The following is an 18,133-nucleotide window of genomic DNA, read 5'->3' on the forward strand; positions in this document are numbered from 1 at the left end:
GACGCGACGCGAGGGATTATCGCATCTCGTCCGGAGCGCTAACACCGAGAATTGTCAGCCCCGACGCCAGGACGGATGTTAACGATAAAACCAATGCCAACCTAGCGCTCGATAAATCTCTATTGTTTTCCTTAATAAAGCGTAATTGCGGCAGATCTTTACTGCGATTGTAATGGGAATGGAACGCGCTTGCGAGGTCGTAGAGGTAGAATGCGACCCGGTGCGGCTCGTGCGCCGCGGCCGCCGCGGCGACCAGACGCGGGTATTGCGCGAGCAGTTTGACGAGGCCGATTTCCCCCTCGTCGTCCAAAAGCGACAGGTCCGCATGGGCCAGCGCAGCGGCTGAGAAATCCGCGCCCGGAAAGTCGCTAAGTGCCTTGCGTATCACGCTTTTCGTCCTCGCATGGGCATATTGCACATAGAAGACCGGATTGTCCTTGGACTGCTCGATCACCTTGGCTAGATCGAACTCGAGCGGCGCATCATTCTTGCGGAACAGCATCATGAACCGCACTGCATCGCGGCCGACCTCGTCGACCACTTCGCGCAAGGTGACGAAGTCGCCGGAGCGCTTCGACATTTTCACCGGTTCGCCCGCCCGCATCAGCTTGACGAGCTGGCAAAGCTTCACGTCGAGCTCCGCGGCGCCGCCGGAAATGGCTTTCACCGCAGCGCTCATGCGCTTGACATAGCCGCCATGGTCGGCGCCCCAGACGTCGATGAGCGTTCGGAAGCCGCGGTCGAACTTTGATTTGTGATAGGCGATGTCGGAGGCGAAATAGGTATAGGAGCCGTCCGACTTCATGAGCGGCCGATCCACGTCGTCGCCGAACTGCGTCGAGCGGAACAAGGTCTGTTCGCGGTCCTCCCAATCGTCCGGCAGCGCCCCTTTTGGCGGCGGCAGGCGGCCTTCGTAGATTAGCCCCCTCGCGCGCAAATCCTCGATCGCCTTCATCACGGCATCCGTATCGCCGTCTTTCACGGTCAGCGAACGTTCGGAGAAAAACACCTCATGGGTGATCGCGAGGGTCGCAAGATCGGTGCGGATCATCTCCATCATGCCAGCGATGGCCGCGTCGCGGACGACCTGCAGCCACTCCCTCTCGGGCTTCGCCTTCAGGCCCGCGCCGTATTTTTGCGCCAGCGCCGCCCCGACCGGCTTCAGATAGTCACCGGGATAGAGCCCTTCCGGAATTTCGCCGATATCCTCGCCCAGAGCCTCGCGGTAGCGCAGGAACGCCGAGCGCGCGAGCACATCGACCTGGGCCCCCGCATCGTTGATGTAATATTCCCGCGTCACCTCATAGCCGGCGAAGGCGAGAAGATTGGCCAAAGCGTCGCCGAACACCGCGCCGCGGCCGTGGCCGACATGCATCGGGCCGGTCGGATTGGCCGAGACATATTCCACATTGACCGGCCAACTCCCGGCGACCGGCGCGCCGCGGCCAAAGTTTGCCGGGTCCCGCAGCACGTCCTGCAGCACCTTGAACCAGACCGCCGGCTTCAGCCTGATATTGATGAAGCCCGGGCCCGCAACCTCCGCCTCCTGCACGTCCGGATCTTCAGCGAGATGGGCGCAGATCTCCACGGCCAACTGCCGCGGGTTGGCGTAATGCGCCTTTGCTTCCTTGGCATAGACCATGGCGGCATTGCAGGCGAGATCGCCATGACTTGCATCACGCGGCGGCTCGACCACGAAGCGCGCGAGATCGAGCTCCTGGGGCAAATTGCCGGCGGCAACGATGGTCTGCAGGATGGCGGCGACGCGGGCTTGGAAATCGGCGAATATGTTCATAAAGTTAGACCTCAAGCTTTCGCCACGCCGCGTAAACCATATCGGCGGTGGCGTCAAAGGGCCGCACCATTTGCCGCGCCCTGCTGTTGCATCCGCGCATCGCCGGCGGGAAAATCGCCCCCGTTACAAAACTGTAACTTTCCCAGGCGGCAAACCTCACACATACAGGTCATGACTGACAACACGCCAAGAAACATACAAGAAAGACGCCCTGCTTATGGGGAACGACGAAATCACGGGGCCGGATAGCGAAAGAGCCCACGCATGAAGAACCAAGCGACGACTTTCACCGACAGCCATGCTGTCGGATTGCGCAGGAATATATTCCATTAATGCATTCGTACGTTCGGCCTTGTGGGGAACGAGTGGTGGGCAATAATAAGCTGCGCATCGCCATCGTCAGTTCGCCGCGGTGCGGCAACACGTGGATTCGATCGACTCTAAGCGCGGCCATGAATCTGGTCGAGCTTTCGGCGCACAATTATCTTGATATCGCGCAACCACTTCCGGACAGGTGTATTCTACAGGTTCATTGGTACCGCGAGCCAAATTACCAGAAATGGCTTCACTCGCACGAGTTCAAGGTGATCACGCTGGCGCGACACCCGCTCGACATTCTCGTGTCGGTTACGAGTTTCGTCAGATATGAGCCGATGACGGAGCGCTGGCTCGAGGGAAACGCGGGCCTTCCCGGTGCCTTGCGCGGGAAAGCACCCTGCTCGCCCGATTTTCTCCATTATGCCCTCAGTTTCGAGGCCGAAAATCTGCTGGCCGTAAGCTATCAATGGTGGCATGAGCCGAGCGCCCTCAAACTCCGCTATGAAGACGGCGTGGCGGACATCGAACGCACCGTGCTGCAAGTCGCGCGCTATTTGGGCGAGGATATCGGAGCGTCCCGCGCTTGGCTCGACCATGCGAGCCTGCCCAAAATGCAGGCGTTGCCGAACCACCATGGCTGGCAAGGGCGCCCGGGTCTATGGCGCGAATTGATCCTGCCGCAGGATGCGTTGCGAATTTATCTGCACCATAGGAACGTCTTCCGCCGGCTTGGATATTCGATCGAACCGTATTTTTATTTCTTGTCGCGCAAGACGGCGGAGAAAAACTGGATCGCCTTGAGCCCGTGCTAGGACGGGCAAGGCAGTTCGTTTCGTGTGAGTTCTGCAGACTCGGGCGGAGACTCATACGCGGCACCGCCCCGGCCACTCACCCCTTGAGCAAGGCAATACTGTGGCGCAGGCGCTGGCGCACCATCGAGCGGCCGAGCAGCTCCATCGAGTCGAACAGCGGCAGGGATTTCGTGCTGCCGGTGATGGCGAGATAGAGCGGCGCCACCATGATACGAATCTTGCGGCCCGTCTCGTCGCTGATGCGGCGGATCTCGGCCTCGATCGCCGTCTTGTCCCATTCGCCCAAAGTCTCGACGGTCGGTGCGACGGCTTCGAGAATGGCCAGGCTCTCCTCGACGCCGGTCTTGGTAGCCGCGAAATGCTCGCGCGTCAGATCGAGCTTGTCGCTGAGCAGAAACGCGATCAGCATCGGCACATCGCTCAGCTTCACGCAGCGCGCCTGCGCCAAAGCGAGCCCGCCCAGCAGGCGATTGTTGATGTCGGACCATTCGTGCATCCGCGCGGCAAAGTCCTGCGCCCCAAGCTTTTCGCGAATCCACCGGCCGTTCAGCCAATCGAGCTTCTGCAGATCGAACACCGCGCCGGCCTTCGAGAGCGCGCTGAGTTCGAACCGGTTGCTAAGCTCGTCGAGCGTCATCAGCTCCTCGCCTTCGGCAATCGAGACGAAGCCGAGGCCGAGGAAATTCACCAGCGCTTCGGGCAGATACCCTGCGGTGCTGAAATAGGAGATCGAGGTCGGATTGCGGCGCTTCGACAATTTGCTGCGATCGAGATTGCGCAGCAGCGGCAGGTGAATGAATTGCGGCGCCTGCCAGCCGAAATATTGGTAGAGTAGAATATGTTTCGGCACCGAGGACAGCCATTCCTCACCGCGCGCGACGTGGGTGATCTTCATCAAATGATCGTCGACCACATTGGCGAGGTGATAGGTCGGCATGCCGTCGGCCTTCAGGATCACCTGCATGTCGATCGTATCCCAGGGGATGCTCACAGCGCCATAGATCCCGTCCTCGAAGGCGCAGGCGCCATTCGTCGGGATCTTCATCCGCACCACCGGCACTTCGCCTTCGGCTTCCTTCGCGCGGACCTCTTCGGCCGTCAGCGACAGGCAATGGCCGTCGTATTTCGGCTGCTGGCCCTTGGCCTGCTGCGCCTTGCGCATCGTCTCCAGCCGCTCGCGCGAGCAGAAGCATTTGAAGGCGTGGCCGTTATCGAGAAGCTCTTCGACGTAAGGCGCGTAAATGTCGCGCCGCTCGCTCTGCCGGTAGGGCCCATAGGCGCCGCCCTTGTCCGGCCCTTCCGTCCAGTTGAGGCCGAGCCAGTTCAGCGCCTCCATCACCTTGCGCTCGGAATCCGGCGTGCTGCGGCTCTGGTCGGTGTCCTCGATCCGCAGGATCATCTCGCCGCCAAGCTTGCGCGCCAGCAGAATGTTGAACAGGGCCGTATAGGCCGTGCCGACATGGGGTTCGCCCGTGGGCGAGGGAGCGATGCGAAGACGTGGGGACATGAAAGCGCCTATGAACGAGTTTGAGGCGTGGACGTATAGGGAAAATCGGTGCGGGCGCAAGCTTTACCGCCAGCGAAAGCACCCAAATTGCCGGGCGGCGAGGTATGTCGCTACCGCAAATCCTCGATGTCGCCGATCAGTTTCTTGTGCTCGGCGAGCGCGTAGCGGTCGGTCATTCCGGCAATATAGTCGGCGATCGTTCGGGCGCGGCGCCGCTCCTCGCTTTGGTTCAAGGCTTGCCGCCGCCATTCGCCCGGCATCTTCTCGGGATGCTTTTGAAAGAGGCGGAACAGATCCCGCACGATCTGATCAGCTTTGGCGCGCACCCGCATGACTTCCGGATTACGATACATCCGCGCGAACAGGAAGGTTTTGATCGATCGTTCCGTCGCCGCCATGGCCGGCGAAAAGGTTACCATGGTCTCGCCCGCGTGGCGGATGGCTTCGACGCTTTCGGGCGCCAGCTTGGCGAGCTTTTCCTGCGTCGTCCTAATCACATCCTCGACGAAGCGCGTGATCAGCCGGCGCTGCAACTCGTTCACGACGCGCAACTCGAGCAAGCCTGGATGCAACGCCTCGATTTCGGCCAGGAGCGCCGCGAGATAAGGCACCTCTTTCAAATCCGCGAGGCGGAACAATCCGGCCCGCAACCCGTCGTCGAGGTCATGGGTATTGTAGGCAATATCGTCGGCGATCGCGGCGGCCTGGGCCTCGGCGCTGGCATAGGTCGCAAGATCGAGCTGGCGGACACGGTCATAGGCCAGGATCGGCTCGGGCACGCCGCGTGTGCGGTAGCGCTCCGTCGGCGTGCCGCCGGCCGTGAGCAGAGGCCCATTATGCTTGACGAGCCCCTCCAGGGTCTCCCAGGTCAGATTGAGCCCGTCGAAGGCGGCATAGCGCCGCTCCAGATCGATCACAATGCGCAGGGCCTGCGCATTGTGGTCGAAGCCGCCGTAATCCGCCATGCACTCTTGCAATGCGTCTTCGCCGGTGTGGCCGAAACAGGTGTGGCCAAGGTCGTGGGCAAGGGCCAGCGCCTCGGCGAGATCACCGTCGAGCTGGAGCGAGCGGGCCAAGGCGCGCGAGATCTGCGCCACTTCGATCGTATGGGTCAGCCTTGTGCGGAAATGGTCCCCCTCTTCCGCCACGAACACCTGGGTCTTGTGGGCGAGGCGGCGAAAGGCCGTCGTGTGGATGATGCGGTCACGGTCGCGCTGAAATTCGGTCCGGGTCGGCGAGGCTGGCTCGGCAATGAGGCGGCCGCGCGCCGCCGACGCGTCAGCGGCATAAGGTGCAAGCTCATTGGGAAATACCGCCATATTGTCCCTTTCCCACCCCGCCGGATTGAAGCCTGACACCATTCGACCTATCTTGTGCCCAGGTAGCAATTTTTGCCGCCTTTGATCAACGCCGCCAAGACAAAATACGCCAGGACAAAATATGAATGACGCCGCCCTTCTCCCCCCGGTCACGCTCAGCGCGCGCGCGGCCCAGCGCATCGCGAAAATCCTGAGCAAGGAGCAAGCCGGCACGATGCTACGCGTGGCAGTCAACGGCGGCGGCTGTTCCGGGTTTCAATACGCCTTCGATATCGTGCAGAGCAAGGATGACGAGGATTTGACGCTGGAGCGCGACGGCGCGGTCGTGATCATCGATCCCGTCTCGATCGAATATATGAAGGGGTCGGAAATCGATTTCGTCGACGATCTCATCGGCCAATCGTTCAAGATTCACAATCCCAACGCCACCGCATCCTGCGGCTGCGGCACCAGCTTCTCGCTGTAACGAACAAGAGCCCGAACTTCTGGGCGCGATAAACGCGATTGCATAGTTGCTCCGACGGCAAGATCGTTCCTCAAAGCTTCGGCGCGGGCTATCATGAACCGCCGCCGGCACGCATATGGCGGTTCATTTGTCATATTTTCCTGCTTGGCTCGAACGATTGGCAGTAGCACGTTGCGCCGCGGGCGGTGAAGGAGCGAATCGATGAGCATTGGGTCTTGCCGCAAGGCGTTCGGTGAAGCGACTTTTGCGGCCATGCTCTTGGCATGCTGCGCAAACTTCACAAGCGGCGCCGCCGCCCAAAGCAGCGTCAGCGTCAAGAATCTCGCCTATCAGGTCCAAGGCGCAAAGATCACGATTCCAAGCGCGACGCTCACAGGCACGGCACTGACCGACGCGGATTTGGCGGCGCTCGTCGCGGCGGACAATACGACCCCGCTGCAGGACCGGCTCGCCAAGCTCGATCATGGAACGCTCGTCATCCCCGAAGTCGACATTGAGGAGATCGACGTGCCGCCCGTCTCGGGCGAGGCGTCGGAAACTGTGAAGATCACGGTCAAGGACGTCTCCTTGGCCGATATCGAGCAAGGACGCATCGCAACCGTCTCCGCGTCCGGCGCAAATGTGAACGGCCAGACCAGAGCGAACAAGCCGATCAGCGGCACGTTCGGCACCATGACCGCCAAAGGCGTGAATGCCGGCGCTTACTTACGCTTTCTAACAGAAGCGCGCAAAGATCCCGACGAACCCCTGACGACATTGATCGAAAATTTTTCCGATGCGGGACTCAAGATCGAGATGGGTGGCGAAGGCGCGTTTTCGCTCGGCTCCATCGAAAGCGGCCCCATCAAGGCGCGGCCGTTTCTCCTTCCCTACGCCGAGCTGATGAGAACTCTGTCGCGACAACTGAAAGTCTCCAATCCGGAGCCAGCCCAACTCGCGGCAACCTTCAAGAACATCGCCGATCTCATCGAGAGCGTCGAATACGGGCGCGTCGATCTGCATGATCTCAGCTTTGACGGCACCGACAACGGCAAGGCGATCGCCGTGAAACTTGGCCATTTCGCGTTCGGCGGCCTCGTTGCCGGACGCATCGACGAATATGTGTATGAGAACTTGGAACTGCGGCATGGCGACGACGGATATTTCAAGATCGGCTCTTTCGGTATTCGCGGCCTCGACGCGAAATCCACGCTGGATGCATTCAAGAAATTCGCTGCGGCCGTACCCGACGATTTGAAGGATCTGGATGTCCGCAGCTTCTTGCCGACGCTCGACCAATTCGTGATCGCCGGTGTCGATGTGGATATGGTCTCCACCGATCACAAGGGCAATCTCGATCACGGCGACCGCATCAAAATGTCGCTGGGGCGTCTCGAACTCGATGGTTCGCATTACATCCTCGGCGCCCCCACGCAACTGACTGCGATCCTGGACCATTTCGCGATGCCTTTGCCGAGCGATAGCTCGCAGCCTGGCTTTCAACCGCTGATCGACCTTGGCTACGAGCGGCTGGATTGGTCGGCGAAACTCGACGCCGCCTGGGACGAAGCCACGCAGATTCTCAAAATCAAAGAACTCTCCGCCAACAGCGCCGACGTTGGCTCCTATAACGCAACACTGACAATCGAGAATGTCGGGCGCGATCTCTTCCAGGGTGGCGTCACCGATTTCATGGTCGCCGGATTGGGCGCGACGATCAAAGCCGCCGACGTGAAAGTCGTGAATGACGGCATATTCGAGCGGCTTCTCGCCAAGACCGTGGAGGACAGCCATCAGACCGAGGCTGCGGTCCGCAAGGAATGGACGAGCGCGGTCGATATGGCGATCTCATCGGTCTTAAGCGGCCACAAGAACTTGCCGGAAATCCTCCAGGCCGTGGAGAGTTTCATCGCCCATCCAAAGTCGCTGCATCTCTCTGCGACATCGGATGTCGGGCTCGGCATAAGCGATTTCTACAACGCCCAAGATCCGAGCGACATTCTGGACAAGCTCGAGTTGCACCTGACCGCCAACGAATAAGCGGCATGATCGTCATGCCGGCCCTGCGCCGGCATGACGGGACTTTTGTCAACGGGCGGCCTGCGCCTCGGCGACCGCGATCGCTGTCATATTGACGATGCCGCGCGCCGTGACCGACGGGGTGAGCACATGCGCTGGCTTGGCGACGCCGATCAGGATCGGGCCGACCGGCAATGCGTCCGCAACCACCTTGGTGAGGTGGAACGCCGTGTTCGCGGCGTCGAGATCCGACATCACCAGGACGTTGGCTTCGCCCTTCAATGTCGAATGCGGCATGAGCTGATCGCGCAGCGCCTGCGACATGGCCGTGTCGGCCTGCATTTCGCCGTCGACCTCGAGATCCGGCGCTGCCTCGCGGATGAGCCTGAGAGCCTCGCGCATTTTCCGCGCCGAGGGTGAATCCATTTCGCCGAAATCGGAATGCGACACGAGCGCGATTTTCGGCTTCATGCCGAAACGCGCGACATGTTCGGCACAGAGCACGGTAGTCTCGGCAACTTCTTCCGCAGTCGGATTTTCGTTGATGTGGGTGTCGGTGATGAAAAACGCACCTCGGGCGGTGATCAGCAGGCTCATCGCCGAGAAATCATGCGCACCGGGCGCGACGCCGATAATGTCCTTGATATAGCGCAACCGCGAGCGGAAGCGCCCTTCGAGACCGCAGATCATCGCATCCGCATCGCCGCGGCGCACGGCAAGCGCGGCAATCACTGTCGGATTGGTGCGCACCAGCTGGCGCGCGGCTTGCGGCGTGATGCCGGCCCGGCCGGCGGCTTCCGTATATTCCTGCACGTAATCGCGAAAGCGCGGATCGTCATCGGGATTGACGAGTTCAAAATCGCGGCCCGGCTGGATCGAAAGGCCGAAGCGTTTGATCCGCGTCTCGACCACGCTCGGGCGGCCGATGAGAATGGGCTTGGCGAGCCCCTCTTCGAGGACCACCTGGGTGGCGCGCAGCACGCGCTCTTCCTCGCCGTCCGCGTAGATGACGCGTTTGGGGTCGTCCTTGGCCGCCGCGAACAGCGGCTTCATGATGAAGCCGGAGCGGAAGACGAAGCGCGACAGCGAGTCCTCGTAAGCCCTGAAATCCTCGATCGGCTTTTTCGCGACGCCCGAGTCCATCGCCGCTTTCGCCACGGCCGGCGCGACGCGCAGGATGAGGCGCGGATCGAATGGCGACGGGATCAGGGATTCAGGGCCGAACGTCCGTACTTCGCCGCCATAGGCCTTGGCGACGACGTCGGACGGCGTCTCATGCGACAGCTGCGCGATCGCACGCACCGCCGCATGTTTCATTTCCTCGTTGATCGCGGTCGCATGCACGTCGAGCGCGCCGCGGAAAATATAGGGGAAGCACAGAACGTTGTTGACCTGGTTCGGATAATCGGAGCGCCCGGTGCAGATCATGGCGTCGGGCCGCACGGCCAGCGCCTCCTCCGGCATGATTTCCGGCGTTGGATTGGCGAGCGCCAGAATGAGCGGCGATTTGGCCATTGTCTTGACCATCTCGGGCTTCAGCACGCCGGCCGCCGAAAGGCCGAGGAACACGTCGGCGCCTTCGATCACTTCGGCCAAAGTGCGGGCGCTGGTCTCCTGCGCATAGATGGACTTGTACGGGTCCATCAGCTTCTCGCGGCCCTTGTAGACGACGCCTTCGAGATCGCTCACCCACACGTTCTCGCGTTTCACGCCGAGCGAGACGAGCAGGTTCAGACAGGCGAGCGCGGCCGCCCCCGCGCCCGACGCGACGACCTTGATCTCGTCGATTTTCTTGCCGGTGAATTCGAGGCCGTTGGTGACCGCTGCGCCGACGATAATGGCGGTGCCGTGCTGATCGTCATGAAACACCGGAATCTTCATGCGCTCGCGGCAGCGCTTTTCCACCTCGAAACATTCCGGCGCCTTGATGTCCTCGAGATTGATGCCGCCGAACGTGGGTTCGAGCGCGCAGATCACGTCAACGAGCTTGTCGACATCGTTCTGCGCGACTTCGATATCGAATACGTCGATGCCGGCGAATTTCTTGAACAGAACCGCCTTGCCTTCCATGACCGGCTTCGAGGCGAGCGGCCCAATATTGCCTAAGCCCAGAACCGCCGTTCCATTCGAGAGCACGGCGACGAGATTTTGCCGGATGGTGAACTCGCCGGCCTGGTCGGCATCCTCCACAATGGCTTCGCAGGCGGCCGCGACGCCGGGCGAATAGGCAAGCGCCAGGTCGCGCTGGTTGCCGAGGGGTTTGGTTGCCTGGATCTCCAATTTGCCGGGCTTGGGCAGGCGATGATAAACGAGCGCGCCCTTACGTAGATCTTCCGACATATTCGAAGCCATTCGGTTCCTCCCCATTCGCCGGCGCCAGGTTCTTCATCTCTCACGAGCGAGCGGCCGTACGCAACAATCTCAAATAATATTTTTCACATACTGGAAGAACGGTGCATAACCCTGCGGGGTTACAACGGTTTTTAAGAGGCGCGATTCTGCCAAAGAAACGGGGTGCTTCAGGCCTGGCGCGTAACCGGCGGCAGATGCCCCTGCGTCTCAATACCCCCGGTCGCCCAACCGTCCGTGGGTGAACAGCCCCTTCCCGACGCCGATCCAGAAATCCTGCCTGCGCCACCAGCCGCGGTTGAGCTCGGTCTCGATGGTCGGGTGGCCGTTGATCAGGCGGCCGCCTTGCGCCGCTTCGGCGGCGGGGATGATCGTGTTCAGGAAGAAATCCCGCCGGATCATGAAAATATTGTTTGCCCAGGGCAGGCAATGCGACGAGACTAGGAGATCGCCCTCCTGGGTGCGGCGGATATATTCGGGAAAGCGCTCGTCGGCCGCCTCGTCGAGAAAGACGTTCCAGCCGATGAGGCGCCGGGCCTTCATCGGCCGCAACAGCCGCCGCCACTGCGCCGTGCGCTGCTGCGCGGCGGACGCATCGGGCTTAGGCCAATATTTCTGCGCCCTCTCGATGTTCCAGGTCTGGCCGGGCAACCAACGGTGGCGCAGGCGCCAGACATGGGCGGTGCCCGCCTCGATATGGCGGCGCGCGACGCTCAATTGCTTCGTCACCTCTTCGCGCGGCTCGATCAGCATGTAATCGTTCTCGGCGAGCACCAGCACGTCGGTCTCCAACGTCTGCGCCAGAGCCTTGAAGCCGCCCAGGATGCCGAGATTGTTGGGCGCGCCCGCATAATCGAGATTGAACCGGTCGGCGATGTCGATGCCGGCCTCTTCCATCTGCGGCAGGAACAACAAAGTGCGATCGAAGAGGTCGAAGAGCTGGGCATCCCGGTAGGTCTCCAGCGCAGCATTCAGGCTCGCGTAGCCGCGCCAGGATAAGATGCCAAAACCGATACTCACACCCAGTGATCTTTCATCCAGGTTACGGGACGCACTCTCTTATAATGCCTTTTATACCATTTTGTAGGCCATTTGCCGTCCTGCGCCTCGTGCGGGCGGGGCGGGCCGGTGAACACGACAATACGGGCCTCCGGCGGCAGGCGCACGTCGCGGAACCAGTTGAGGGGAAAGCGCGGCAGGAGATCGTGCTTGAAGCTCTGACACCAATGCGCCGGCCAAAAGGCGATGGGCAGCCGCGATTCCTTCGTCAGATACATCTGCTCGTTGACGTAGCGAAAGGACATGCGCACGGCGTCCTTTTCGAAATCGTCGACGAGATGCGGTGCACCGCCCGCCGGATAGCGCATGACCGAGGAATTGCCCATGCCGTCATTGAGCTGGGTCCAGTTCCGGATGATGCACAATTTACCCCGCTCGTAATCGAAGAAATCGTCGAGCGGGCCGGTGACCACCACATCGAGATCGAGGAAAAGTATATCGCCTTCGACACCGATATCGCGCGACCAGAGGGCGAGCTTGCGCCAAGGGCCTTCGCGCAGGCCGGTCGCCGGCAGATCGATCGGCGGGATTGGGAGGACCTTGATGCCGGGATCGAGGCCCGTCGCGTCATCGGTGAAACTCACGAACTCGGTGGGGCGCATCACGTGCCGCATCACGCCGCGATACAGGCGGTTCACATACTCGGCGGGGAATGCGGTGCCCCATTTGATGCAGGCGACTGTTTGCATGGAACCCTGGGAGCGCGGGCGTCTCGCCCTCTAAAAAACCAGACATTTTACAGGTTCAAGAATGCGGACGAGACGCCCGCGCTCCTGATTACTTCTCCTGCAGGTTGAGGCGAATGTGCAATTCGCGCAACTGCTTGGGCGTCGCCGCGCTGGGGGCGCCCATCAGAATGTCCTCGGCACGCTGGTTCATGGGGAACAGCGCCACTTCGCGCAAGTTCTGCTCGCCGGCGAGCAACATGATGATGCGGTCGACACCGGCCGCCATGCCGCCGTGCGGCGGTGCGCCGTATTGGAACGCCCGGTACATCCCGCCGAAGCGCTCGACTACAGTCTCTTCGCCATAACCGGCGATTTCGAAGGCTTTGACCATCGCCTCGGGCTTATGGTTGCGGATACCGCCCGACGCGATCTCGAAACCGTTGCAGGCAATATCGTACTGGAACGCCTTGATGGTCAGCGGATCCTGCTTCTGCAGCGCCTCGAGCCCGCCCTGCGGCATCGAGAACGGGTTGTGCGAGAAATCGACCTTCTTGTCGTCCTCGTTCCACTCGAACATCGGGAAATCGACGATCCAGGCGAACTCGAACCGGTCCTTGTCGGTGAGCTTCAATTCGTCGCCGACTTTGAGGCGCGCCATGCCGGCAAATTTCACGAACTTTTCCGGATCACCCGCGCAGAAGAAGGCCGCGTCACCGGCCTTCAGGCCCAACGCGGCGCGGATCGCCTCGGTGCGCTCCGGCCCGATATTGTTGGCGATCGGCCCCGCGCCCACGGTCGCCCCGTTTTCATCGCGCCACATGATATAGCCCAGGCCCGGTTGGCCCTCGCTCTGCGCCCAGGAATTCATACGGTCGCAGAAAGTGCGGCTGCCGCCGGTCGGTGCGGGAAGCGCCCAGATCTCGTTCTTCTCGACCTCGAGCATCCGCGCGAAGACCTTGAAATTCGAGCCGCGGAAATGTTCCGACACGTCCTGCATGATAAGCGGGTTGCGTAGATCCGGCTTGTCGGAACCGTATTTGCGCATGGCTTCGGCATAGGGAATGCGCGGCCAGTTCTTGGTGACCGGTTTGCCCTGGGCGAATTCCTCGAACACGCCGGTGATCACCGGTTCCATTGCCGCGAACACGTCATCCTGCTCGACGAAGCTCATTTCGACATCAAGCTGGTAGAATTCGCCCGGCAAGCGGTCGGCGCGCGGATCCTCATCGCGAAAGCACGGCGCGATCTGGAAATAGCGGTCGAAGCCGGCCATCATCAGCAATTGCTTATATTGCTGCGGCGCCTGCGGCAGGGCGTAGAACGTGCCGGGATGGATGCGCGAGGGCACCAGGAAGTCGCGCGCGCCTTCGGGCGACGATGCGGTCAGAATCGGGGTCTGGAACTCATTGAAGCCCGCCGCCATCATGCGCTGGCGCAGGGAGTTGACGACCTTGCCACGCAGCATGATGTTGTTGTGGATACGCTCGCGGCGCAGGTCGATGAAACGGTATTTGAGGCGCGTCTCTTCCGGATAATCCTGATCGCCAAAAACCGGCAGCGGCAATTCTGCCGCCGGGCCGAGCACCTCGATCTCGCGCACATAGACTTCGATCATGCCGGTCGGCATGTCCTTGTTCTCAGTCCCGGCCGGGCGGAAGCGGGCCTTGCCGTCGAATTTCACCACCCATTCGGCGCGCAGGGTCTCGGCCATCTTGAAGGCGGGCGAATCCGGATCGACCACGCATTGCGTCATGCCGTAATGGTCGCGCAAATCGATGAACAGCACACCGCCATGGTCCCGGATACGATGGCACCAGCCGGACAGACGAACGTCCTGGCCGGCATCGGCCTCGCGCAAAGCGCCACAAGTATGCGAACGGTAACGGTGCATGGATAGTCTCGACTCTTTCAAAATTTTCCTGAGTTTGGCCCCGGACAAGCGCATGGGCCCCGCGCATTGTCAAGATTTTGCACCGCCCTGCACGACGCGCGCTTTCAATTCGTTTGTATACAATTAGCAAATAAGACATAATATATTGATATATATTGCAAAATTTCTCTGTCAGTTTGCTCCCGATTTTTAGTATTGCGGCGGACCGCTCGGCTTTGAGCTCTCGCCCGTCCCGCCCAATCCACTTCCGCGCATCACAGATGCTCTGCCCTTTTGCCCCTACCTCCGATCGTATTGGAAATGAAAATATTTCAGCGTGTTCTTTATATGTTCCAGAGCCATTTGCTATATGGAGTCGACGATCGGGTCAGTTTGAAATTGCATTTTACACTGGGACGATGATCGGCCTGCCGTCGTTTAGTTTGCCGTAGAAACCTTATCCTCAAAGGATGCAGCTTTTGCGAAACGACGAAGATTTATCGGGCCACCTCAGAACAATGTCACGTGACCTTGTCCGGATAGATGGAGCGTCGAAAGCTTTCGGGCAGAAAATTGCCTTGAAAGAGATCTCCTTCACTGTTCCCGCCGGTCAAATTTGCGGATTGCTGGGTCCTAACGGCGCAGGCAAAACGACTTTGTTTCGGCTGCTGATGGGAATCCTGAAGCCCACCTCGGGCAAGATCACCATTGATGGCCTGGATTCGTTCGAAGATCGCGTCGAAGTCAAACGGCTCATCGGTTTTTTGCCCGACGAGCCGATTTTCTATTCCTATCTTTCGGGTCGGGAAACGCTTCATTTGAGCGCGGCGATGCATGGCCTGAATGTGAAAGCGGCAATGGCGCGCATCGCTCCCGACATTGCCCGACTACGCCTTGCCGATGATCTCGATAATTTCGCCGAAGACTATTCGCGTGGCATGAAGAAGAAGCTCGGCTTGCTATTGGCATTACTACACGGCCCAAAACTATTGGTCTTGGACGAGCCGACCAACGGCCTTGATGTTGAATCGACAAATCTTTTTTATGAAATCATCGATGAACAGGTGCGTGCTGGTACGACTGTGCTGTTTTCCACCCATTTGATGGATCATGTCGCACGCTTATGCTCTCACGTCGTGATTATCAATGCGGGCTCCGTTGTTGCCAGCGGGCTACTAGAGGATTTGCAACACCGTTATCGCGGCGCGAGCCTTGAAGACGTTTTTCTCAAGCTGACGCAGCACCAGGCACGGTCATGAACGACATCGTCTCCAGAAAGCCTGGCTTTTGGGCAACTCTAATCCTGCTCTTGCGTATATCTTATGTCCGATCCTTGGGCAGACGGAGCCGCCAGCAGCAGCTTTTTCGGCAGCGAACAAAGAAGCAATCCGATGATTGGTCCGGAATTCTTTATCTCGTGCCCGTGATTATCTTTGCGGGAATAAACATCAGCGCGGCATATGTTGTGTTAGGTGGCGTATCGATCGGGCAGCGCCTTGAAGCTGAGCAAAAGGGCAAAGTTGTTGTCGAGAGCTGGTTCCTTGCCGAAGTGCGCAATGCCGAAAAGCGCACGCCAGACGCGTCCTCAAAATTGAACGATATCGATAAATCCTTGGCGCAGGATTATCGAACCGAGGCTGCCAGCCTCGCGCGGGATTTTGGCGTGAACGAAACTGTGACAGTGGCCAAACTCAGCGCCACTGTGCGCGCGCACGGCAGCGCAGACTTAATCGACGAGCGAAACGCGGCGCAAGGAATCGTGTCGCTTGGCGCATCCGGTCGAATAGCCGCCATGCTCGGTTCGCTCGCGCTCATTTTCTGGGCAACGATGCTCGTTTTTCAAGGCGAGGGCATGGAGCTTGACACGCAGCGTCGTCGGCATCCGGCTTGGGAATGGTTGCTGAGCCACCCTGTGCCACCAGGGGCGGTTTTCTTGGCAGAGATGCTCGCCGCAATGGCGTCCAATCCTGCTTATTACAGTGCCCCGGTGGTTCCAGGAATTCTGTTTGGAATGGCCTACGGATGGTCGGTCGGAATTGCGGCAGTGCCGTTGATCGGCGTTCCTTTGACCATTGCGACGGCCTGCCTCGGCAAGGCTTTGGAAATAGCGGTCATGTTGCACTTTGCACCGCGCACGCGTGGCGGGATCATCGGCCTTATGAGCTGGTTTGGCTCTTGGGCCCTTTTAGCCTTCCCGGCGCTGAGCGCTGTGACGCACAATGCGATACCCGTGGCGCAATTCTTGTCGCCGCTTGCCACCGTTTCGTGGCCATGGCTCGGTCTTTTCCTTGGGGTCCGATCAGACGGAAGTCTGTCTTTCATTGCTGGCATCATCGCGTGTTGGATCGCGGCGATCATCACCATCGGCGCCGCGGTCGGCTTTGGCGTTTGGGGCGCGCGTAAGGGCTTGGCTGGGAATTTTGACGCCGCCGGTATTCCGTCTCGGTCAAATGCGGCCAAGTTCGCCTTTTTTGGCAAGGACCCTGCCTACAGCAAAGAGTTGATGTGGCTGATGCGCGACCGCGGCGCGATCATCCAAGCTTTTTTGATTCCCTTGAGCATGGCTGCCGTGCAGCTCTTCAATATGCGTGGGCTCATCAGTTCTGCGGCGAATTCCTGGAACATGTTGTGCGGGGGAGCCGCTATCTTTGGCGCGTATTTTCTGATGGTTCTGGGACCGAAGTCGTTGGCTTCCGACGGTACTGCGCTCTGGGTCGCTCTCACTTGGCCACGTGGGCTCGAGAGCCTCCTGCAGGCCAAAGCGCGCCTCTGGAGCATGATTGCCTCGTGCGTTGTCCTCCCTTTCCTTTTCTATGCCGCTTGGCTCTATCCAGCCAATAGCTGGCAGGTTGGCCTAGCAGGTTTAGGATGGTTTTTCTTCGCCCGCAGCCAAGCCCAAAAAGCTGTGACGCTCGCAAAGGTGACTCCCGAATCCGGCGAGATAACCAAGACCCCGACGGGGCGCCAGATGGCGACGATGCTAGGAACATTCAGCTTTGCCGTTGGCGTCTTCACGCAGCAATGGGTGATAGCGGTAGCTGGAATCGTCTATTCCTATCTGACGGCGGCGGCGATGTGGCAAAACTTCCGCGCACGCTTGCCATTTCTCTACGATCCCTGGTCGGAGAAACTGCCTCAGCCACCGACGCTGATGCATGCGATGATTGCGATCAGCGCGCTGGTGGAAATAGGCGCCATGATTGCGGCGATGTTCGTCGTGTTTCTTGGTCATGACGGCTCAGGCGTGGCTTTGGCCTTCGGTTATGGCGTTTCGTCTGTAAGTGTCGCGCTTGCGATGGGTCGGTTTTTGAGTAAGCGCGGTATAGCGCAACGTGACATCTGGTTCTGGCCGAAAGATAACCGCGCCCCGGCGCATATTCGGTGGACAATCCTGACGGCGCAATCTGCTCTGGGAATCATGATCGGCGCTCTACTAGGATCGGTTTTGGGCCTCGCGGCGCTTGGTTATTTGGATGTGCTGCAACACATCCCCTTTACCGCCGACATATTGGCCGAAGCACAAAAGCGCGCCGCCGAAATTCCGCATCTTCGCATGGCCTATGTATTCGTGGGCGTATTCTTCGCGCCTTTTGCGGAGGAGTATCTCTTCCGAGGACTGCTGTTTCGTGCGCTCGACAAGGAATGGGGCGGGTGGCGCGCGATTCTCGGTAGTGCCGCTTTTTTCGCGATCTATCATCCGGCGCTATCATGGATACCTGTGGGCGCAGTCGGCATTGCCAACGCTATTATTTTCAAACGAACCGGTTCTCTTGCTCCGGCAGTCATCCTTCACATGATTTACAACGCAATCGTGTTGAGTTGATTGCTCTCGACGGAAAAATTGGTGCGATCGCCGACTTGCCCTGCGACGGCCGCGGCGTTCGCGTTCTATGGTTCTAAGCCCAAGTTTCGGCAGCGATCCCGCGACACAGACCAGGCAAACAATTTCCACATTGCCTCGACAAAGACGCG

Annotated in this window: 12 protein-coding genes; 5 read left to right on the plus strand and 7 right to left on the minus strand. The window is 59.8% G+C overall.

Annotated features, from left to right (window positions below; translation table 11 throughout):
- Positions 1 to 16 precede the first annotated feature (16 nt).
- Positions 17 to 1,795: an arginine--tRNA ligase gene (gene argS / locus V9T28_RS12775; protein WP_116399316.1), complete on the minus strand. Its 1,779-nt coding sequence runs from the start codon at positions 1,793 to 1,795 to the stop codon at positions 17 to 19.
- Positions 1,796 to 2,163: 368 nt separating this feature from the next.
- Here argS and V9T28_RS12780 point away from each other — a divergent pair, with 368 nt between their 5' ends.
- A complete protein-coding gene (locus tag V9T28_RS12780) occupies positions 2,164 to 2,925 on the plus strand; it encodes a sulfotransferase domain-containing protein (protein WP_158554710.1) in 762 nt (253 codons plus the stop codon).
- A gap of 76 nt (positions 2,926 to 3,001) precedes the next feature.
- On the opposite strand, the gene gltX is transcribed toward V9T28_RS12780, so the two are convergent.
- Positions 3,002 to 4,432, minus strand: coding sequence for a glutamate--tRNA ligase (gene gltX, locus V9T28_RS12785; RefSeq protein ID WP_116399318.1), 1,431 nt, complete (start codon positions 4,430 to 4,432; stop codon positions 3,002 to 3,004).
- 110 nt (positions 4,433 to 4,542) lie between these two features.
- Entirely contained in the window at positions 4,543 to 5,751 is a 1,209-nt protein-coding gene (locus tag V9T28_RS12790) for a deoxyguanosinetriphosphate triphosphohydrolase (protein WP_116399319.1), read from the minus strand.
- A gap of 121 nt (positions 5,752 to 5,872) precedes the next feature.
- Between V9T28_RS12790 and erpA the strand changes: the two genes are divergently transcribed.
- Positions 5,873 to 6,217 (plus strand): iron-sulfur cluster insertion protein ErpA, encoded by a 345-nt coding sequence (gene erpA / locus V9T28_RS12795; protein ID WP_116399320.1) that lies wholly within the window; start codon positions 5,873 to 5,875, stop codon positions 6,215 to 6,217.
- 201 nt (positions 6,218 to 6,418) lie between these two features.
- The gene (locus V9T28_RS12800; protein ID WP_116399321.1) at positions 6,419 to 8,236 is read left to right on the plus strand and encodes a hypothetical protein; all 1,818 of its coding nucleotides are present in this window, start codon (positions 6,419 to 6,421) and stop codon (positions 8,234 to 8,236) included.
- Positions 8,237 to 8,284: 48 nt separating this feature from the next.
- Here V9T28_RS12800 and V9T28_RS12805 read toward each other — a convergent pair whose 3' ends face one another.
- The 4 genes from V9T28_RS12805 to aspS form a co-directional block, all read right to left on the minus strand.
- Complete coding sequence (locus V9T28_RS12805) at positions 8,285 to 10,567, minus strand: NADP-dependent malic enzyme (protein WP_116399322.1); 2,283 nt, start codon at positions 10,565 to 10,567, stop codon at positions 8,285 to 8,287.
- 207 nt (positions 10,568 to 10,774) lie between these two features.
- A complete protein-coding gene (locus tag V9T28_RS12810) occupies positions 10,775 to 11,584 on the minus strand; it encodes a hypothetical protein (protein ID WP_116399323.1) in 810 nt (269 codons plus the stop codon).
- Entirely contained in the window at positions 11,581 to 12,312 is a 732-nt protein-coding gene (locus tag V9T28_RS12815; protein WP_116399324.1) for a hypothetical protein, read from the minus strand. Before V9T28_RS12815 ends, V9T28_RS12810 begins: the two co-directional genes overlap by 4 nt.
- Before the next feature lie 88 nt (positions 12,313 to 12,400).
- Positions 12,401 to 14,182, minus strand: coding sequence for an aspartate--tRNA ligase (aspS, locus tag V9T28_RS12820; protein WP_116399325.1), 1,782 nt, complete (start codon positions 14,180 to 14,182; stop codon positions 12,401 to 12,403).
- A 557-nt stretch (positions 14,183 to 14,739) separates the two neighbouring features.
- Between aspS and V9T28_RS12825 the strand changes: the two genes are divergently transcribed.
- Positions 14,740 to 15,420: an ABC transporter ATP-binding protein gene (locus V9T28_RS12825; RefSeq protein ID WP_210210406.1), complete on the plus strand. Its 681-nt coding sequence runs from the start codon at positions 14,740 to 14,742 to the stop codon at positions 15,418 to 15,420.
- Positions 15,417 to 17,984 (plus strand): CPBP family intramembrane glutamic endopeptidase, encoded by a 2,568-nt coding sequence (locus V9T28_RS12830; protein ID WP_116399327.1) that lies wholly within the window; start codon positions 15,417 to 15,419, stop codon positions 17,982 to 17,984. The genes V9T28_RS12825 and V9T28_RS12830 overlap by 4 nt, the downstream gene beginning before the upstream one ends.
- Positions 17,985 to 18,133: the final 149 nt, after the last annotated feature.

Source organism: Methylovirgula sp. 4M-Z18 (assembly GCF_037890675.1).
GTDB lineage: Bacteria > Pseudomonadota > Alphaproteobacteria > Rhizobiales > Beijerinckiaceae > 4M-Z18.